Below are 21,969 nucleotides of genomic sequence, written 5' to 3'. Positions count from 1 at the left end.
AAACTTTATTATGTGATAAATTTTTATGATTAACCAATGTGATATAATTAAACTGTAGTAGCGAAGAAATTATAACTTAATTAGAAATGGAGGTATATATTGTGAAAAGATTTTTGACGCTAATTTTGACATTTTTAATTGCTGCAAGTCTTGCTTTTACTGTTCCAGTACATGTTTTTGCTGAATCTTCAACGCAAACCACGACAGATCAACAACTATATGATAACCTTGCAGACATTGGTTCCATTATGAAGTATATAACAGATAATTACATTGGAGATGTGACGTACGATCAACTCAAAGAAGCAGCTTTAAAAGGAATTTTTTCAAGCCTTGATGAATATAGTACATATTTTACAAAAGAAGAGTTTAAAGATTTTACCAAAAATACTTCAGGAACTTTCAGTGGGACAGGAATGGTCTTGACTGAAAAGGACGGAAAAATTGTTGTAACTTCCGTTTTAGAAGGTTCGCCTGCTGAAAAAGCTGGAATCAAAAGTGGTTATGTTATAAAAGCAGTAAATGACAAAAGCGTTGAGGGAATGAATATAAACGACGTAGTAAATATGATAATTGGAGAAGAAGGCACAAAAGTAAAGGTCACTTTTGACGTAGGAGGTTCTATAAAAGAATTTGAGCTTACGAGACAAATAATTCGTGTTAATCCAGTTTCCTATAAAATAATCGATGGAGTTGGGTATATAAAAATAGGAGAATTTAATGAAAATACCACATCTAATATAGCAAATGCCCTCACGTATATGGATAATAACGGCATAAATAAAATCGTCCTTGATTTAAGAGATAATCCCGGTGGACTCCTTACAGAGGCGGTAAGCGTTGCAAACTTTTTTGTTCCAAAAGGAGCTGTATTGACTGTAGAGACAAAAAATGGAGAAAATGAAATATATTATTCTTATCTCAATAATCCTAAGTATAAATTAGCAGTTTTAATTAACGGCAATACTGCTTCTGCAGCTGAAATATTAGCAGGGGCTATACAGGATACCAAAGCGGGTATATTAGTGGGAGAAAAATCTTTTGGAAAAGGGACTGTCCAATCAGTAGTGCCACTGCCGGATGGAAGTGGTTTTAAGCTTACAATTGCAAGGTATAAACTCCCTTCAGGCAGATATATTGACAAACAAGGCTTGAAACCAGATATATATGTGGTAAATACTCAATATACTCCTTCATTTAAATTTAATGGCACATTGAAGGTAGGTTCCAGAGGAAATGATGTGAAAATTTTACAGAAGAATTTAAATATATTGAAGTTTAATGCGGGCCCAGAAGATGGTATTTTTGGACCTAAAACGGCGAACGCTGTAAAAGAACTGCAAAAGAAAGCGGGATTAACTCCGACAGGGGTTTTTGATAAAAACACTTATGATGCATTGGTTAAACTGCTTGAAGAATTAAACAATAAGGATATTCAATTAGATAAGGCAATAGAAGTGCTAAAGAAAATGTAACAAGCTACATGCTTTGCATGTAGCTTTCTTAATTTTATAAAATGAATAATTTCTTGCAAAGAGTGTGTTTTATAAATAAAAAATTTTATTTTTCCAGAGAAGGAAAAATGTAATTTATGTAGAATAATATTGAATATGAAATTTATGCAACATTAAATAGTAATCATACAAATAGCCAAGCAAGAGATATACAAAGGATTAGTATATTATATTTTAAATAAAATGTCTCAAATTCAACAATAATTACAAATTTTATTTATAATTATTAAACATATGCTATCTAAGGGTTTATTCCCTTGGATTATAGATATTTCATAAAATGGGGGGATGAAGGGGAGAAAATTGTATCTTTTTGTTGAAACATAAGGAAGATGAAAAACAAGGGGGTTAAGATTTTATGGGCAAAAGGTTTTTAGTTTTTCTGATTGCATTTACATTGGTATTTAGTGCTTTTAGCTCTTTTGGTTATTCTCAGCAAATGCCATCATCAGATAACCCAAAACTTACTTTAGATTCGCTAAAAATCGATTATAATCTTGTAAAACAGATTGCTAAAGATAATTTTAAAGAAACTGCTAAACCCTATCAAAGCAAGTCAAAAGTTGTGGAACAATTTGGAGAAGAGATGCAAAATTTAAGGGATGGTTCCAAGCAAGAGATTGAAAAATATAATCCTGATGAAACTGTACGAGTTATTGTGGAATTAGAAAAGGATAGTCTTGCTTCTTTTGCATTAAAGTCTAACAAGACTCTCAAAACTTTGACGCAAAATGAAAAAACGACTGTTTTAAACAAAATTACTCAAGAACAAACTCAATTAAAAAGCGTATTGAGCAAAAATTTCAATTTTAAACCAAGACATACATATAAAACCGTTTTGAATGGCATAAGTGGCGAGGTAAAAGTTAAAGACATAGAAAAATTAAAACATTGCCTGGAGTAAAAGATGTAAGAATTGTAAATGAGTATTTCCTTGACATGACAACAGCAATCTATTCAACAAATGCACCAACCGTGTGGAATGACTTGGGATATAAAGGTGAAGGAATGGTTGTTGCAATAGTAGATACAGGAATAGATTATAGGCACCAAGATATGAAAATAACAGATAGTTCCAAAGCAAAATTGACTCAAGCAAAAGTACAGGAAATAGCAAATACAACAGGTCTTCCTTATAAATATTTTACAGATAAAGTACCTGTTGGTTGGAACTGGGCAGACAACAATGATCAAATTATAGATATTGGGGCCACGCAATCAATGCACGGGCAACACGTTGCAGGTATAGTTGCAGCAAATGGTAATATTAAAGGGGTTGCACCTGAGGCACAGCTTATAGCTGAAAAGGTATTTTCAAACAATCCTAATTTTGCATCTGCTTTTTCGGACGATATAGTAGCAGGTATTGACCATGCCGTTGCATTTGGTGCAGATGTTATAAACATGAGCTTAGGTTCAACAGCAGGTTTCGTTCGCCCTGATGACCCTGAGCACCTGGCGATAAAAAATGCTGTTGACAATGGCGTAATAGTTGTCGTTTCAGCTGGTAACTCCAGTTATTCGACGAGCGCAGAATTTTATCCATATGCAATGGATCCAGATATAGGAACTGTCGGCTCGCCTGGATTGTGGCTTGATGCTATTCAAGTGGCTGCTTCTATAAATCCTGGACTTACAGGAAAAAGCTTTTCTGTAAATCCTGCTCCACAAGATTTTGACAGAGTAGTATATTCTGTAGGAAGTCCTACAGACCATGACCCTATTGACCCTGCAGATGTCTTGAAAGGAGAGTATGAGGTAGTATACTGCGGATTAGGTAGACCCGAGGATTTTCAAGGTAAAGATGTAGTAGGTAAAGTTGCCCTTATTTCAAGAGGTTCTATTACATTTAACGCAAAGACGATAAATGCACAAAATGCTGGTGCTGTAGCTGCAGTAATTTTCAATAATACTACAGGAACAATTTCAATGGCATTAGGAGAAGGTACGAAAATTCCTTCTGTGTCTATTTTAAGAGATGCAGGTCTTGCAATTAAAGCTTTGTTAGATCAAGGGCAAAAAGTCACAGTAAAATTTGATGGTGCTATAGGAACAAATAAATTAGGAGTTCCTCCGGGAGACAATGTAACAGATTTTTCATCCTGGGGTGTTACACCAAGCTTTGACTTTAAACCGGAAATAATGGCACCTGGCGGCGGAATATATTCAACACTTAATAAAGATTCTTACGGTTTGATGAGCGGTACATCTATGTCATCACCTCATGTGGCAGGTGCAATGGCGTTAATTGCTGAAGCTCTTAAAGATAAAGTATCTAAAGGTGAATTAACTTTCAAAGATGGCAGAGACTTTGTTGAAATGGCTAAAATAATGGCTATGAATACAGCCAAAGTTATAATTGATACAAACGACAATGCTGCTCTTTATACAGGTAAAATCTTAAGAAGTCCTAAGCCTTATTCACCGAGACAACAAGGGGCAGGTATGATTCAAATAGATAAGGCAATCAAGACACCTGTGACAATTACAGATGCAAATGGAAAAGCAGGTATTGCCCTTGGCAGTATTGGAAATAGTGCAACCTTTACCTTGACTCTTAAAAATCATAGCAACAGTGATGTTACGTATACCTTAAAGGACGAGTATGGAGTTTTGACAGATTATGTTCTGTGGGGATTTAACTTTGCTGAAACAACAACCCTTACAGGGGCGACAGTTAAATTTGATAAAGATACTGTGACAGTGCCTGCGAACGGACAAGCGACTGTCAATGTTACATTGATAATTCCTCAAAATGCTCCACAAAATATTTTTGCGGAAGGATTTTTAAGCTTTATTCCAGAAGATAGCAATCTTCCCAAACTAAGCGTACCTTATACAGCTTTTTATGGAAGTTGGGATGAACCAAGAATTATAGATTCACCTCTTTGGGAAGATGACACTTATTATGGACTTACAGGTATGGCAGGAGTTATAACCAATGAATTATATTTCTTAGGGAACCTTGGGAGCGAGACGCCTGATCCATCTACAATTGCCATATCTCCTAATAACGATGGTGTATTTGACTATGTACAGCCAGTGCTATCTTTCTTAAGAAATGCAAGAGGATTAAAAGTAAGCGTTGTAGACAGCAATGGAAATGTAATAAGAGAAATATCCCAAGAGGAATATTTAAGAAAGAACGTAGCAGAGACATCCAAAGCTCAGATTTCTGATTCTTGGATATGGGACGGCAAAGCATTTAACCCTGCGACAGGAGAATTTGAAGCAGTTCCTGATGGACAATATTATATGCGCTTTGAATCTAAGATAGATTATCCGAATGCTAGAACCCAAGTTCTTCAAATGCCTGTTAAAGTCGATACAATATTGCCTGAAGTTATGATAAATGATGGCTATGTCGATCAATATGGATATTTAAACGAAAATTACATTTCAAACGGAAAAGCAATAATTGAATGGACAGCTACTGATAAAGAAGGTTCAGGTATAGATTATTATGTTCTCTTTACAGGAAAGATTGACCCTGTGACATATAACGTAGCAAATATTGAAGCAAAAGTCTTACCAAATGATGTGACTTCAGCAGAAGTCCCTCTTCCAAACCGCTATACATTTATTGCTGTACTTGGTGTAGACTATGCAGGAAATATTTCTGATATAATGGGTGTAAATAATAGCTGTATTGCATTTAACCCAGAAATAAAAGACAATTTTGGACCTGTAATTACTGTAAAAGAACCTCAAGTAGCACAAATATTCAATACAAGAGATATTGTTGTTTCAGGAACCATAGAAGATGAGACGACATTTATGGGTGAACTCTATATTAACGGTAAACTAGTACCAGTTGATGAGAACAATAATTTCACAACCACAATATATTTTGATAGCGATGGAAAGAAAGAAATAAAATTCTTTGCAGCTGATCTTGACTATAATCCAGATGACCCATCAACATATGAACACAAGACAGAATTTGCAATACCCATTTATATAGATACTACAACACCCGAAATTACTTTAAATGTAGATAATTTCAAAGGCTTTATTTCACCTGAAGGAGTAAGCCTTACAGTAGCAGGCAATGTGTATGATACAGGATTTGGATACAAACTGTTTATCAATGGCAACAATATACTTAACAAAGAAGCTGATGATTACACAACATTTAATGATAACTTTATTGCCAGAGTACCTCTTAACGTGGGAAATAATATCATTTCGATAAGTGCAGTAGATGTGGCAACAAATAAAGCCGAAGCTACAGTAGCTGCAAATGTATATACTTCAGATACACAAAATTACGCTACAATAACCTATAATGGAACACAAAAGACAATACAACTTGAAAAAGTCATGCTTAACTCACTTAATGCTAATCCAAATCCACTTTATATACCGGTTGGGGGAACAGGCAAAATAACCGTTAATGCAATATATACAGACGGTACAACAAAAGATATAACAGATAAAGCAGTGTTTGAATCTGTATATGGGGATATTGCCAAAGTAGAGGGTAATGGAATTGTAGTTGGAATGAATCCAGGTGAAACTACAATAACTGCAACATATGATAATAAATCTGTTGATATAAAAGTTGTAGTTTCAGAAGCTGTACCAGTGGGGATAAGAGTAGAGCCATCAGAGATAGAAGTACCAGCAGGCCGAACAGAAAGCCTAAAAGTTTATAATATCCTTTCTAATGGTAAAGAGGAAGATGTTACAAACTATGCTAAATATACCGTGATAGATCCAAATATTGCACAGTACAATATGGGTGTTATTAAAGGGATTTCAAAAGGTACTACTGTATTAGTAGTAGAGTATTTAAAAGGGCACTCTGAAGTACCAATTACAGTAACAGACCCAGTTCTTGAAAATATACAAGTTCAACCTTCTTCTGTTGAAATAAAAGTGGGACAAACTACACAAATAGAAGTTACAGCAAACTATTCTGATGGTACAACAAAAGATGTGACAAAAGATGCTACCTATACATCCAAAGATTCAAGTATTGTTACAGTAAACCAAGGGCTTGTTAAAGGGGTTAAAGCAGGCAGTACCACAATTGAAATAAGTTATGGCGACAAAACTGCATCTGTCAATGTTACAGTAAAAGAAGTACCTTCTTCTGGCGGAGGCGTAGGTATTACACCTATTATACCCCCAGTGACTCCACCTGCAAGCACTGAAGAAACAGCAAAGCCAACTCAAGAAGTATCACAAGGCAAAGTAGTTGTAGAAAATAACACAACAACACTTACAGTAGACGAAAACAAAGTGGCAAAAGACATAAAAGACACTTCAAAGAAAGAAATACAATTTGACTTAACAAATATAGGAACTACACCTCAAAAAGCATTAGAAATACCTGTAACTGTACTTAATTTAATAGCAGAGAACAACAAAAACGTAGTAGTAAAATCAGACGAAGTAGCTCTTCAATTTGATGCAAAAACTTTGGGAGTATCACAAGAAGCAATTGACCTCATAAACAAAGCAGGAACAATAAAACTTAACATACACAACAAAGGCAAAATAACCGCATCATCTTTCGAGCCAATAACAAGCGCCTATGACATAACAATAAAAGCAGGAGACAAAGACATAAAAATAGGGTCACCAGTAAAAATGACATTTAACATAAAAGGTGGAAAAGACATAAGAAAAATAGGAGTATACTACTTAAACGAGAAGACAAATCAATGGGAATACGTAGGAGGAAAAATTGACAAAGGAACAAACACAATAACCTTTGAAGCCAAACACTTCTCAACCTATGGAGTCTTTGAATACAACAAAGAATTCAAAGACGTAACAAAAGACAATTGGGCATATGACGTAGTAAATGTCCTTGCATCAAGGCACATAATAAAAGGAGTAGACAGTGAAACATTTGTACCGAACGCAAAAATAACAAGAGCAGAATTTGCAGCATTAATGATAAGGGCATTAGGAATAGAAGAAGAGCCATACAAAGGAGAATTCAATGACGTAAGAGAAGGAACATGGTATGCTAACGCAATAGAAGCAGCATACAAAGCAGGGATAATGTTAGGAGACGGCAAGAATATGAGGCCGGATGACCCAATAACAAGAGAAGAGATGACAGCAGTAATAATGAGGGTATACGGAAAGCTTGCAGAGTACAAAGAGGACAGTATAGGGAATACCACTTTCAGTGATAACAACAAGATAAGCGAATGGGCAAAGAATGTAGTAGCGAATGCAGTAAAACTTGGAATAGTAAGAGGATATGAAGATAACACTTTCAAGCCAAAAGACAACGCTACAAGAGCAGAGGCAGCAGCTATGCTTTACAGAATTTTAGAGAAAACAGGAAATATATAAGATGGAGCTAAAGAAAAATGCGCCCTAACGGGCGCTTTCTTTTTATTTTATTATTATGGATAATTTTTAATAATTCTTACCTTTCGTGATAATATATTTTTTCATTTTTGCTTATCAGTAATCGATATTTTTTTAACAATGTCCACTTTGCGTGGACAAATGTATTTTTTGCTATTGCATTTTTTACTTTATTGATTTATCATATTAAATATATATCTAGTAACAGGGAGTGATAAGATGAAAGAGATGATATTGATGACACCGGGGCCTACAATGGTACCGGAAGAGGTAAAAAAAGTTGCTGGTGCACAGCCATTACACCATAGAACGGAAGAATTTTATGAATTATTTTCTAATCTCAATAAAAATTTAAAAGAAATATTTAAAACTAAAAATGAAGTTATAACTTTGACCTCTTCAGGAACAGGTGGAATGGAAGCTGTCATTGCGAATCTTTTTTCCACCGGTGATAAAGTATTAGTAGCCAGTATAGGTTACTTTGGAGAAAGGTTTTATGATATAGCAAAAGCTTATGGCCTTGATGCAGAACTTCAAGACTTTGGCTGGGGAAACGCCGTAGACCTTAACGTATTAGAAGACAAATTAAGAAATGGTAATTACAAAGCCCTTTTAGTCACTCACAATGAAACTTCTACAGGAGTTACAAATAATGTAAAAGAAATTGCAAAAATTGCTAATAGGTACGGCGTGGTAGTCATCGTTGATGCTGTAAGTTCTTTAGGTGGTATACCACTTGAAATGGACGAATGGGGTATTGATGCAGTAATAACCTGTTCTCAAAAATGCCTTATGTCGCCTCCTGGACTTAGCTTTGTTGCTTTAAGTGAAAGAGCATGGAAAATGGCTGAAACTTCTAATCTTCCAAAATATTATTTTAACTTAAAAAAAGCGAAAGAAGGCGTTTTAAGGCCCAACCCCGATACTCCTGCTACTCCTGCTGTTTCCATAATAATGGCTGTAGCAAAAGCGACAAATATGCTTTTAGAAATGGGACTGGATAATGTATACAAAAGGCAAGCCGACTATGGAAAAAGAGTGAGAGAATACGTAAAGAGCCTAGGATTAGAGCTACTGCCGGAAGAAAACACAGCTTCTGATTTAATAACTGCCATAAAAGTTCCTGAAAAATACAAAGCATCAGAAATTATAAACTATATGAAAGAAAAACATGGGGTATTGATAACAGGAGGACAAGGACCTTTAAAAGGGAAAATTATAAGAATAGGTCATATGGGTTATGTTACAGAAAAAATGCTTACTAAAACCCTTGAGGCGTTGAAAGACGCAATAGAGGGATAAAGGAGGGATAAATTTTGAAGATAATTGTCACAGAAAAAATATCAGAAAGTGGGATTGAGTATCTTAAAAAACACGCTGAAGTAGATGTGAAAACTAATATCTCAAGAGAAGAGCTTTTAGAAATTATTAAAAATTATGATGCTATTATTGTTAGAAGTGCTACAAAAGTAGATAGAGAACTCATCGAAAAAGGTGAGAAGTTAAAGGTAATAGGTCGTGCGGGAAATGGCGTTGACAACATTGATCTACAAGCAGCTACTGAAAAAGGAATCCTTGTTGTAAATACTCCTGCTGGAAATATCGTTGCTGCCGCGGAATTGACCATTGGTCTTATGCTGGCTATAGCCAGAAATATACCACAGGCATATCATGCTGGCCTTAATGGAGACTTTAGAAGGGATAAATTCAAAGGCGTTGAATTGAACGGAAAAACTGTAGGCATAATAGGTTTGGGTCGAATCGGTTCCCTTGTTGCTGCAAGGTTGGCAGCATTCAACATGAGAGTAATTGCTTACGACCCTTATATGCCTGATAGCCGTTTTGAAAAATACGGTGTGGAAAAAGTTACTTTAGATGAATTGCTTCAGCAATCAGACTTTATAACAATTCACCTCCCAAAAACGGAAGAGACCAAAAAGATGCTCAGCGAAGAAGAATTCAAAAAAATGAAAAAGGGAGTTAGAATTGTGAACTGTGCAAGAGGTGGAATTATTGACGAAAAAGCACTATACAATGCCATAAAAGAGGGTATTGTGGCAGCAGCAGGATTGGATGTTCTTGAAGTAGAGCCCAAATATAATGTAGAACGACAAGATTTTAACAATCCTCTTCTTGAACTGCCAAATGTTGTTTTTACTCTTCACATTGGAGCTTCAACTTATGAAGCGCAAGAAAACATAGGTATATCCATTGCGCAAGAAGTAATTTCGGCTTTAAACGGCAATTTGTACGGAAACATAGTAAATTTACCGGGGGTAAAATCCGATGAATTTTCACAGCTTAAACCTTATATGAAATTGGCTGAAGCCATGGGAGCACTTTATTATCAAATAAATGATACTCCTGTTAGATTAGTTGAAGTGATATACAGAGGAGAGATTTCTAGAACTGATACAGACATTGTTACGCTCTATGCCATTAAAGGCTTTTTAAAGCCTGTATTGGAGGAGGATGTAAGTGTTGTAAATGCTAGATTAAGGGCAAAAGAAATGGGAATAGAAGTTGTAGAGGGTAAAATCGAAGAAATAAACCACTATTCAAGCCTTATTATTCTCAAAATTACAGACACCAATGGCAAAACGACACAATTTGCAGGAACCACATACGGAGAAGAAGTGAGGATTGTAGAGTATATGGGACATAAAGTGAATTTTGAACCTACGGAGTATATGCTATTTGTCAAGAATAAAGACGTGCCAGGGGTTATAGGTCACATAGGAAATGTATTAGGGGACTTTGGCATAAACATTTCTACCATGCAAGTAAGCCCCAATAAAAATGATGGAACAGCATTAATGATTGTAAGTACAGACAAAGAAATCCCTGATGAAGCAGTAGAGTCTCTAAATAAATTAAATAGCATAATAAAAGCAAGAGCGGTTAAAGGATTGATATAGAGATATGGATTGTTGTCAGAATATTATAAAGATATAAATAAATGAAAAAAGGAGCAAGGTCTTTCTTGCTCCTTTTAAATATTATAGGGTAGTTTTTTTCTCCCTTCAAAATAATAAAGAGTATTTATCCCGTATGATTTTACATAAGCATAAGCTTTGTCAAAATCTCTTGCCACATCGTAAGGATTATGGGCATCAGAATTTACTACAATAGGTATATTATATTTCTTGATCATTCCCATTATTTCTTTTGAAGGGTATATTTCCCCAACAGGCTTTCTAAAGCCTGCAGTAGAAACTTCAATTACTATACCTGTTTTAGAGATTTCCTCAATATTCCGATTTATCTTATCAAAAGTATAAGGCTTTGCCCTAAATCCAAAAATTTTCACAAGGTCAATATGTCCTATAATATCGAACAGACTTGTTTTAGCCATTTTTTCAATTATATTAAAATACTCAAGATAAACCTCATCAATATCACGCCTTTTCCATTCTTCTATAGATTCTTCAAGGTCTATTCCCCAATCTTCAATCCAATGAACAGACCCTATAACATAATCCCATGGATAAGGTTCAAGAAATTCTTTCAATTCTTTTTCTTTTCCGGGGAAGTAGTCTGCCTCTATACCTAATTTTACAGGTAGTCCCATTACTTTTGCTTCCTTTATCAATTCAACATAATTAGAAATGCTTTGGTCCATGTAACTTTTTATCCATTCTCCTCTGAAACCGTCACTTTTATAAGTGCTATATCCTTCTTTAAATCTATGTCCGTGTTCAGAAATGCCAATCTCAACTAGACCTTTACTTAAACCAGAATCTATAAACTTCTTAAGCCATTCTATAGTATAAGGGCCGTTTTCTATGTGGACGTGATAATCTGCAGCCATATTTTTCCTCCTTTTCAATAAGATAAAGCTTTAAGATTTTAATATCTTACAACATTATAATATTTTGCAAAAACTAATGCAATTTGTGTTATAATAATTTAAAGTGATTGATTTAATTTGTGAGGTGAGATGCTTTATCCTCTTTACAATCACTTTAAAATCCTATATAATAAATAAGTATTTATTTTTACGAGGTGCTTTTTTATGAACTGGCGGGATGACAAAAATTTAAAAAATTTATTTAAACTTAAAGGGATACGAGTCTCTATTTTTCCAAAATAGAGATTTTTTTATGGGTTATAAACCATTAAAAATTAATCATAAAAAACGATAATACACTTAAGAGGTGAGATAATGGCGAAATATATTTTTGTAACAGGAGGAGTTGTATCCTCTCTTGGTAAAGGCATAACTGCTGCATCATTGGGAAGGCTTTTAAAAAGTCGCGGCATATCAGTTGCTATTCAAAAATTTGACCCTTATATAAACGTAGATCCCGGCACAATGAGTCCATACCAACATGGTGAAGTTTTTGTTACAGAAGATGGGGCGGAGACAGACTTAGACCTTGGCCATTATGAGAGGTTTATAGACATTAACCTTACCAAAAATAGCAATGTAACTGCAGGTAAAGTGTATTGGTCTGTCATCACAAAAGAGAGAAAAGGGGATTATCTTGGTGCCACAGTGCAAGTGATACCTCACATAACGAACGAAATTAAAGAAAGAGTATACAGAGTTGCAAAAGAAAAAAATGTGGACGTAGTAATAACAGAAATTGGCGGAACAGTAGGAGACATAGAAAGCCTTCCTTTCCTTGAAGCTATAAGACAAGTAGCAATTGAACAAAGTAAAGACAATGTTATGTTTATCCACGTCACATTAGTACCTCATCTTGGTAATACAGGGGAATTAAAAACAAAACCTACTCAACATAGCGTTAAAGAATTAAGGTCAATAGGTATTCAACCGGATATGATTGTATGCAGAACAGAACTTTCTCTAACGCAGGACTTAAAAGAAAAAATCGCTCTTTTTTGCAATGTAGATGTAGAAGCGGTTATAGAGAATAGAGATGTAGAATCAATTTATGAAGTACCATTGGAATTCGAAAAGCAAAAAGTAGATGAATATGTGCTAAGAAGATTAAATTTGCCCCTTGGCCAATCGGATTTAAAAGAGTGGAGAGAATACGTGGAAAGAGAAAAGAACCCCACAATACAGGTAGAAGTAGCTTTGGTGGGAAAATACGTTGACCTTCATGATGCTTATATAAGCGTTGTAGAAGCTTTAAAGCATGCGGGAGTTTATCATAGAGCTGCTGTGAATATAAGGTGGGTAAATGCTGAGCATGTAAATGATGAGACAGTGGAAAAACTTTTAAAGGGAGCAGACGGTATATTAGTGCCGGGAGGATTTGGTGATAGAGGCATTGAAGGCAAAATAAGGGCTATCCAGTATGCAAGGGAGAACAAAATTCCTTACCTTGGATTGTGCCTTGGGATGCAGTGTGCTGTAATAGAATTTGCTAGAAATGTAGCAGGACTAAAAGGAGCTAATTCTACAGAGTTTGACCCGGATACTTCCCATCCTGTAATAGACCTCATGCCTGAACAAAAAGACATAGATGAAAAAGGCGGTACAATGAGATTGGGAGTGTATCCTTGTAAAGTAATTGAAGGGACAAAAGCTTATGAAGCCTATAAAGACGAATTAATTTATGAAAGACATAGACATAGGTACGAATTCAATAACCAATACCGGGAGCTTTTAACCTCAAAAGGCCTTGTACTTTCAGGTCTTTCTCCTGATGAGAGGCTGGTTGAAATGATAGAATTAAAAGACCATCCTTATTTTGTGGCATCCCAATTCCACCCAGAATTCAAGTCAAGACCTTTAAAACCTCATCCATTGTTTAGAGATTTTATAGGAGCAATGTTGAAAAAGAAAGAATAAGGGCTGGTGAATATCCAGCCCTTTATATCCAAAACAAAAAATAGAGGTTATAAAAGAAGACCCAAAAGATAATATTTTCTTAGAGTGTGCTTTAGAAGGAAGTTGTGACTTCATAGTCACAGGTGACAATCATTTGCTTCAACTTAAAGAGTATAAAAATATTAAAATAGTAAAAGCAGAAGAATTTGTAACCATATTGTAATCCTTTTGCAATATAACTGTAACATAAGTGTATTACAATAAATCCAATAAAAAGTAGAGAAACAAAAGAGGAGGGGACCAATGGGAAGAAAGGGAAAGTATCTGTTCATTTTTTTATTAATTTTTCTAATTTACAGTGGAACATTTGCATATGCGGCTGAAACTTATAACATCGACGGAAAAAACATCTCCTACAATTACCCACCTATAAATATCCTCATAGACGGGGTAAAACAAAATCCGAATATGAAGCCCCTCATGATTGACAATCATGTATTTGTGCCAGTAAGGTTTATTTCAGAAAAAATGGGGGCGCAAATAGGTTATGACAGCACTAAAGTGTGGATTACTTACAATGGAGATAAAATCGTCCTCTATTTTTACAAAGACACTGCCTATGTAAATGACAAGCCTGTAAAACTTGACTCATCTGTTAAACTTGTAAACTATGGCTATACATATGTCCCATTGCGATTTATAAGTGAAGCTTTCAAAAATAACGTCAATTGGGACGAAAATACAAACACTGTGTATATAGACAGTAAAACAGGGACAGACACGCAAATTGCTTCTGCAAAATTGAGTGATCAAAGTTCAAATACTACTCAGACTTCCCAATCTAATTTAAACAATACTTCCACAAATCAAAATACACAAGATACCTCTGTCAAACCGTATACTGTAGATAGTATAGGATTTACTAATATGAATGATGCAAGAAGTGTAATTATTTTAACTCAAGATTCTAACTATAACATTTCAAAATCGCCAAATAAGGACGCAATTTTTGTAGATCTAAACAATGCAGTTTTAAAAAATGGAGTATATGGATTTGCCCTTGATGATAAAGTTGTAAAAGGTGTTATTCCGACACAGCTTATTCCTAACACGGTGAGAGTAATTATTACCTTGAATAGTGATGCGGATTATTCTGTAGCACAACAGGATGGTAAATTGATAGTTAACATACAACCGATTATTACAACTCTACCTTCCTCTTTAATGGTAAACGCTGATGTAGTAAATATACGGACAGGCCCAGGTACACAGTATGACATTATAACGCAGGTCAATAACGGGGACATATTAAGTGTAATTGACAAATCAGGCGATTGGTATAAAGTCAAACTTCAAAACGGAGTAGTAGGCTGGATTGCAGGATGGCTTACAATTGCATATAACAATCCTAATCAAATAGCGAGTGATACTTCTGATAATCTTTCCGATAGAAGGACGCTGACAGCTGGTGGCAGTCAATCTTCAAGAGGAAATATCGGTCAAGCTCTTACGTCTTTACCATATGCAGGAAAAGGAGTATGGTACAGTATATATTCTACGATGCCTACTGCAAATGATTTAAGCCGTTTTGTAAATGCCAGAGTAACTCATATTTACCTTGAAGTTGCTACATCAAAAGCGGGATTTCCAGACAAATGGAAAAAATGGCTGGATGACTTACTTCCTGCAGCTCACAGAGCCGGAATAAAGGTCATAGCATGGCTGTACACAGACTTGAAAGACACCACATATGATGCATCTTTGACGGCTCAAGTTGCCAACTATGTTACCCCAAATGGTTATCGCGTAGATGGGATTGCTGCAGATATAGAAGAATTGCCCCAAAAAGATCCAGTTACAGCAGCAAAAATGGTAGAAGACTATGCAACACAAACTTTAAAAAATTTACCTGCAGGAATGCCTTTTATCGCGATCACCTATCCGCCCCAATACAGGCCCAACTACCCTTATGCTACAATGGCAAAGTATTTTGATGCAATTGCTTTAATGGACTACTGGCACGTATCAAGCGCAAACTACACTTATGATGATGCAAAAAATTTTGTATCTGATTCCATTAAAAAAGTACAATTTTTAGCAGGAAATATCGTCAACATAGAAGTTATTTTGCACGGTTATGATGATGGCTATGGACTTCCCTCTGTAGATGAATTAAAGGGAGCTCTTGATGCTTCAAAAGATGCAGTTGGATATTCAATATATACTTGGAATACACTAAATGATGAATTAAAAGACGTATTTGCTAATTATTAAAAATGAAGGAGTGGCTTTTTCGCTACTCCTTCACTATTTTATCTAATAGTACTGCTGCTTCTTCTCGTGTCAAAGGCTTTTTAGGATAAATGTATATTTTACCATCTTTATTTGTACCAGCTATTAAATTATTCTCATAAGCTTTTTTAATGAAATCATATGCCCATGATGAAATGTCATTTTTGTCTGCAGGATCAAAAATAGCAAAATCAACATTCTCTTTTGGCTCATAAAATTTCATAAGAACGCTAATGGCTTCTTCTCGCGTTATGGGATTATGAGGTTTAAAAGTGTTATCCTCGTATCCTTTCATAATTCCATTATTTACTATATTTGCAATAGGTTTATAGTACCATGCATTTTGAGAAACATCTTTGAAGGAAATTTCTTGCTGCAATACCGGTTTATCTTTTAAAAATGCTCTATCTATCAAAGAAGCGAATTCTGCTCTAGATATAATTTTGTTTGGCCTAAAAGATCCGTCTTCATATCCTGCAAAAATCCCTTTTATTACCGAACTAAGTATATTCTTTTCAGACCACATATTTTTAATATCCCAAAAAGGAATAAACCCTGTATCCCTACTTAACTTGTTTATTTTTTCAACAATGTCTTGACCTGTATCGGAATCCCTCACAGTAATTCGTTTTAACTTCATAATATTATCGCCATAATAATTTACTCCTTCTTTAATGCCAAATGCCATTTCAAAACCTACTTTTTTTGCTATCTCGTCGCTTATTTTATTTCCCGAACCAAAAGGATATGCTAAACATATAGGCGCTTTACCTATTTTTTCTTTAATTATTTCTCGTGAGCGCAAGAAATCTAGATAAAGCCTTTCTTTATACTGTTCCATTGTTTCAAGATGTCCATCAATGATTACAGGTCCCATTACCATTGGGATTTTCTTAAAATCATTTGACCTGTAACCGTGGAGGTCATATGTGTGACTCTCAATCTCTATTACTCCGCTGTCTGCCATTTCTTTTGCTTGTTGCCACGTAAAATGCGGTATAACAACTTCGGGTTTTTGCTTGTTTACTTCATCTGGCACATAACTTACTATAATATTTATTTCAGCTTTCATTCCTAATTTTTTAAGTATAGGATATGCATACGTGTAATTGCTTAAATATCCGTCATCAAAAGTTATTACAATAGGTTTTGGTGGCAAAGGCTTGTTGTACAGTACAAAATCTCTGAGCTGTTCTAAAGTTATAGTGTGATATCCTGCCGCTTTAAGGTAAAGCATTTGCTTTTCAAATCTTTCTGGGTCGATTATCACACCACCATACTTTTTAGAATCAAATGTACCTTCTTTTTGAAGGTGATGGTACATTAAAACAGGCACAAATGGCTTTTTAGATTGTGCCTTTGAATGTAGCACTGGAATTGATACAGCAAGTACAATTGTTACCATGATTGTAAGGATGATTAACGCTTTTTTGCTCATGTTTTCCAACCTCTCACACAAATTTATCATAGATATATCACATAATTATCACAAATATGTTACAAAAAAGTTAACAAAACATTAAATTTTTTATAAAAGAAATATTTGTAATTCTAAGCCAAGTTTTCTTTTTATGTAATTATAAGGAGTGTGAAGCACTTAGAAGAATCCCGAAGCCCAAAAAAAGATTAATAATAAAATGAAAATTCCCTTTTGTTATGGTATAATTTATACAAAAAGACAAGCAGGAGAAGGATATGTTTAAAAAAGCTTTGTGGTTTGTACTGACTTTATGTATATTTTCCTTGCCAGCTTCTACTTACAATGAAAAATTTACAATGCCAAAAGACGACATAATTTTTATTCCTCTTGACAGCCGGCCTGTAAATACCCAAAATGTAAGCCTTCTGACAAATATGTGGGGGAAAAACTTGATTTTGCCTCCACAAAATGTACTTGATGACTACACAAAGCCGGGAAACTTTGAAGGGCTTAATGAATGGCTTAATGAGGTTATTCCTAGAAGTAACGTTTATGCTGTAGTAATATCACTGCAACAGTATTTGAATGGAGGCCTTATAGCATCCCGTGATATCAAAAACTATAAAGATTATGAAGAAAGACTTTCGCTCCTTTATAAATTTTTGACAGAGAATGAAAACAAAAATATAATCATATTTTCAATAATACCTCGCCTTACGCCTACACAATTTTCCGACTACCAGTATGTAAAATACAGTGACAGACTAAAAGAATTTTCAGAGTTATCTGATAAAGTTGACCTTTTTAACCAAGAAAAGGATAAAACCAGGCTTGAAAAAATAAAAAAAGCATACCACCTGATGTGCTTACTAAGTACATTGAACTTTTTGAGTTAAATAAAGGAATAAATGAGAAGCTCATTGATTGGACAAAAGAAGGATATATAAAAACATTAGTAATAGGCATTGACGACACACAGAAGTTTAGCATGTCAAATATGGTGGCGCGAAAACTTGAACACTATGCGAAAGCACAGCAAGTATCCGATAATGTGTATGTACTCCATGGTGCTGACGAAATAGGTATGGAGATAACGGCAAGGCTTGCAAATGAGTACTACAAGCAAATTCCTCGTTTTAATGTCGTTTATGACGTAAAAGACCCTGATAAAGTTATTTTGCCTTATGAAGGAGCAGACCTTAAGAAAATTGTGGAAGAAAAAATTAATTTTATAGGAGGAAAAACCGATTTAAGTGGCCAATGTATATTATATGTCCATACACATGAAAATTTAGGAATAAAAAACGACATACAAAAATATAAAAATAAAGGACAAATTTTCGGAATAGCAGATGTTGCGTATGTTAATATGGCGGACAAAAAGCTAATCAACGTGCTCTTTGACTTAAATCCCTTAAGCTTTCTCTATGCGGGCTGGAATACTCCCAGCAACGCAATAGGGACAGTTATATCTGAAATGTCTTTAAAAATGGTCCTTGACAAAAGCATACTTCCTTCTTACAAAGAAGAAGATGCTATAAAAAGTTTTATAGCTTTCTCCTTTATACGTTATGCGGATGACTTTGCCTATCAAGCTGATGTAAGAAATAAAATGTACAAATGGGCAGAGTCAAACCACATGGCAAAAGATAACATAGACAAAAAAACTGCAGATAAAGAACTTTCAATAAAAATGAAACCACTTATTAATACAATAAAGGGAAAATATGTTGGAGAAATAGTAAAGGCGGGAAATAGTTCTGTTGGCATAAAAGATATAGAAGTGAAAGTGAGATACCCTTGGAACAGAATGTTTGAAATAGAAGTTTTACCTAAAATAATATTACAACAGGGTTCGTAATGTTAAATTAATATTACAGAAATATTACAAATTGGTAACATTTATTGACTCGCTAAATACCTGATGCTATAATATAATCAGGTTGTTTATCCAAAACATACTACATACTCTAAGATGTACTTACATAGGTAAAAAATTTTTGAAAGGCATTATGCCTTTCAAAACAAAAAAATATAAAAATTAAAATACAAATACAAGGAGGAGGATTGACTGTATGAAGAACCTCAAAAAGTTAATAGCAGTGGTTCTCACGTTCGCATTGGTGTTCAGTGCGATGGCAGTAGGTTTTGCTGCAACGACACCGTTCACCGATGTGAAAGATGATGCACCTTATGCATCAGCAGTGGCTCGTCTGTATGCTCTAAACATTACAAACGGTAATACAGACGGCACATATGGCGTAGATCAGCCAGTTACAAGAGCTATGATGACTGTTTTCGTAAACAGATTATCAGGCTACAGAAATTTAGCTGAAATGGCTAAAAATGATGCACCAGCTTTCAAAGATGTTCCAAAGAATTACTGGGCAATTGGTGACATCAACTTGGCAGCAAAACTTGGCCTTACACATGGTGTAGGCAATGGCATGTTTGCTCCAGAAGAAAAAGTAACATATGCACAAGCTCTTGGCTTCATGCTCAATGCCCTTGGCTATAAGAATCTCTCATGGCCATATGGTGTTGTTGCTCAAGCACAAAAACTCGGTCTGACAGAGGGTATAAATCTTGGCTTCAATGATGTGATAAACCGTGGTGATCTTGCAATTGTAATGAACAGGGCTTTAGATTGTACTGTTGTAAGTTATGATGCAAACGGGAACATTGTAGTAGATCCTAATACAGGATTGCCAAAGGGACAAACATTGTTGGCATCAGGTTTAACATATCTTGGATATACCCAAACAACAGGTGTAGTTACAAATGTAACTGCAGCACAGGCTACAATTACGCCTACAACTGGAAATGCTGTGACAGTAAATGTTGGTTCTGTTGACTTTAAGTCATTGATAGGACAAAATGTAACGGTCTATGTGAAAAACGGTACTGCACTTATAGCGGTTCCAACTGGCAATACAATAATCACAACAACACAAATCACTAATGATACAGTAGCGGGAACGATATATTATGTTGCATCTGACAATACAGTAAAAACAATACCTGTAGCAGATAATAATAATGTAGTGATATACAATGGCCAAACTCTTACGACAAAGCTTTCTGATTCTACTACATTGGGATATGTAAAAGGTTCATCAGCAACCTTAATTGACAATAACAATGATGGCAAGGTTGAATATATCATTGCAACTAAATATACTGCTCCCGAAAAGATTAGATTTATTGACGCAACAAATAAGGTAGTATATGCTAATGGCACATATAATTTAGGAGCTGCGAATGTAACTTACACAATTACTAAGAATGGAAAAGCAGCAACATTTGCTGATTTAGCAGTTGGAGATGTGATTCAAGTAGCAGCATCACCCGATGGAACAATCTATCAGATACTTGCATCAAGTAACACAGTGACAGGCAAAGTAGTAGAAGTAAAACCATTAACCAATACTATTAAATTAGATAATGGCGTAGAATATGGATTTGCTTCAGGTGCACCTGTGTCTTACAGTAACTTTACGGCAGGTAATACTTACACATTGTATCTTGACAGCAATGGCAAGATATATGATGCGAAAGTAGTTACAGCAACATATGCTGCTAATTATGCGTATGTAGTAAATAAAGGTAAAGTAACAGATGCATTTGGCAATGCAACATACAAATTCCAAATTGTCAAGCCGGATGGAACCACAGCAGTATATGATTTAGTAGATAATGTAACAGCTTATAATGGAACAACTGTATCTACTAATGTTTACAACGATATTTGGTCAGTTACTACAGTACCAGCACCAATCACATATGATGTAAATGCTAATGGTCAGTTTACAAATGTATCGCCAGTAACATTGCCTGTTTCTGGTAGTGCTAGTGTAGATCAAACGAACAAGACTCTTACTATTGGAACAACCACATACTATGTAACAGACAGTACAGTAATTTATCAAGTATATAATGGTACTGTAAAACCGATTAAATTTGCTGATATAGGAACAGGTAACAAAGCAGTTAAACTTTCCACAACAGGTTCATTCAACCAAGTACAATATCTGCAAGTGAATGATGCAATAGCTCCAATAACAACTGGAACAGTTGGTGTATACGAAGGATATGCATTAGTTGCTGGTGGATACAAACTTTATGTAAATGTGAATGGAACAGATACTGCTTATACAGTATTAACTAGTGCACCACCTACAACAGCTCCATTTGCATATGGGGATATCATTACCTTTGGTGTAGATTCTAATGGAAATGCAACGAATCCTGCAAAAGTTGATGTAACAAGATTAGTAAATGGTGAAGTATATGCAATTAGCAATACATTCATCAATATTGGAGGAACTGTAAAACCATTAGATCCAGCGGTTAAGGTATTTAAACTTGTGAAAGATACAAGTGGTAACGTAACGGGTGTGACAACAGCAAGCTTTGGTGAAATAGTACCGCAACAAACTGGTACTGATGCTAATGGTAATACAATTGTATATGTACATGGCTCAAATGTTAATGCATATGTTGATGCAACAACTGGCAAAGTAACCATAATAGTTATTCAGTAATTTAAACCATAAAGAGTCCTCCTCCTTGGGGGACTCTTTTATTTTCTCTCAAACAGGCATTGCCTGTTTTATTTTTTACCTATTGACAGAACAAAAAAGATAATATATAATCAAAAT

11 protein-coding genes and 1 pseudogene are annotated in these 21,969 nt (G+C 35.0%); 10 read left to right on the top strand and 2 right to left on the bottom strand.

The window, feature by feature from the left end:
• Positions 1 to 101 precede the first annotated feature (101 nt).
• From THESIDRAFT1_RS05510 to serA, 5 genes are all read left to right on the top strand, one after another.
• Positions 102 to 1,475 carry a S41 family peptidase gene (locus THESIDRAFT1_RS05510; RefSeq protein WP_006569788.1) on the top strand — a complete coding sequence of 458 codons (1,374 nt, stop codon included), beginning with the start codon at positions 102 to 104 and terminating at the stop codon, positions 1,473 to 1,475.
• 397 nt (positions 1,476 to 1,872) lie between these two features.
• Positions 1,873 to 2,418 (top strand): hypothetical protein, encoded by a 546-nt coding sequence (locus THESIDRAFT1_RS13920; protein WP_006569787.1) that lies wholly within the window; start codon positions 1,873 to 1,875, stop codon positions 2,416 to 2,418.
• On the top strand, positions 2,406 to 7,832 hold the full coding sequence (locus THESIDRAFT1_RS05500) for a S8 family serine peptidase (RefSeq protein ID WP_006569786.1): 5,427 nt from the start codon (positions 2,406 to 2,408) through the stop codon (positions 7,830 to 7,832). The genes THESIDRAFT1_RS13920 and THESIDRAFT1_RS05500 overlap by 13 nt, the downstream gene beginning before the upstream one ends.
• Before the next feature lie 237 nt (positions 7,833 to 8,069).
• Positions 8,070 to 9,152 (top strand): pyridoxal-phosphate-dependent aminotransferase family protein, encoded by a 1,083-nt coding sequence (locus THESIDRAFT1_RS05495; RefSeq protein ID WP_006569785.1) that lies wholly within the window; start codon positions 8,070 to 8,072, stop codon positions 9,150 to 9,152.
• 14 nt (positions 9,153 to 9,166) lie between these two features.
• A complete protein-coding gene (gene serA / locus THESIDRAFT1_RS05490) occupies positions 9,167 to 10,768 on the top strand; it encodes a phosphoglycerate dehydrogenase (protein WP_006569784.1) in 1,602 nt (533 codons plus the stop codon).
• Positions 10,769 to 10,842: 74 nt separating this feature from the next.
• Here the strand turns inward: serA and THESIDRAFT1_RS05485 are convergent, their stop codons facing one another.
• A complete protein-coding gene (locus tag THESIDRAFT1_RS05485) occupies positions 10,843 to 11,661 on the bottom strand; it encodes a histidinol-phosphatase (protein ID WP_006569783.1) in 819 nt (272 codons plus the stop codon).
• 354 nt (positions 11,662 to 12,015) lie between these two features.
• Between THESIDRAFT1_RS05485 and THESIDRAFT1_RS05480 the strand changes: the two genes are divergently transcribed.
• From THESIDRAFT1_RS05480 to THESIDRAFT1_RS05475, 3 genes are all read left to right on the top strand, one after another.
• Positions 12,016 to 13,617, top strand: a complete 1,602-nt coding sequence (locus THESIDRAFT1_RS05480) for a CTP synthase (protein WP_006569782.1) — start codon at positions 12,016 to 12,018, stop codon at positions 13,615 to 13,617.
• Positions 13,618 to 13,627: 10 nt separating this feature from the next.
• Positions 13,628 to 13,819: a PIN domain-containing protein gene (locus THESIDRAFT1_RS14905; RefSeq protein WP_425274152.1), complete on the top strand. Its 192-nt coding sequence runs from the start codon at positions 13,628 to 13,630 to the stop codon at positions 13,817 to 13,819.
• A gap of 80 nt (positions 13,820 to 13,899) precedes the next feature.
• Complete coding sequence (locus tag THESIDRAFT1_RS05475) at positions 13,900 to 15,870, top strand: stalk domain-containing protein (protein ID WP_006569781.1); 1,971 nt, start codon at positions 13,900 to 13,902, stop codon at positions 15,868 to 15,870.
• A 22-nt stretch (positions 15,871 to 15,892) separates the two neighbouring features.
• On the opposite strand, the gene THESIDRAFT1_RS05470 is transcribed toward THESIDRAFT1_RS05475, so the two are convergent.
• The gene (locus THESIDRAFT1_RS05470; RefSeq protein ID WP_006569780.1) at positions 15,893 to 17,326 is read right to left on the bottom strand and encodes an S-layer homology domain-containing protein; all 1,434 of its coding nucleotides are present in this window, start codon (positions 17,324 to 17,326) and stop codon (positions 15,893 to 15,895) included.
• Between the two features lie 257 nt (positions 17,327 to 17,583).
• On the opposite strand from THESIDRAFT1_RS05470, the pseudogene THESIDRAFT1_RS14900 reads away from it, so the two are divergent.
• Both THESIDRAFT1_RS14900 and THESIDRAFT1_RS05460 read left to right on the top strand, forming a co-directional pair.
• Positions 17,584 to 19,169, top strand: a pseudogene (locus tag THESIDRAFT1_RS14900) (DUF4127 family protein).
• A gap of 214 nt (positions 19,170 to 19,383) precedes the next feature.
• Positions 19,384 to 21,852, top strand: coding sequence for an S-layer homology domain-containing protein (locus tag THESIDRAFT1_RS05460; RefSeq protein ID WP_006569778.1), 2,469 nt, complete (start codon positions 19,384 to 19,386; stop codon positions 21,850 to 21,852).
• The last annotated feature ends 117 nt before the right edge of the window (positions 21,853 to 21,969 follow it).

Origin of the sequence: Thermoanaerobacter siderophilus SR4 (assembly GCF_000262445.1) — a bacterium.
Lineage (GTDB): Bacteria > Bacillota > Thermoanaerobacteria > Thermoanaerobacterales > Thermoanaerobacteraceae > Thermoanaerobacter > Thermoanaerobacter ethanolicus.
Note: the sequence above shows the minus strand (reverse complement) of the source record. Positions and strands in the feature narration are given on the sequence as shown.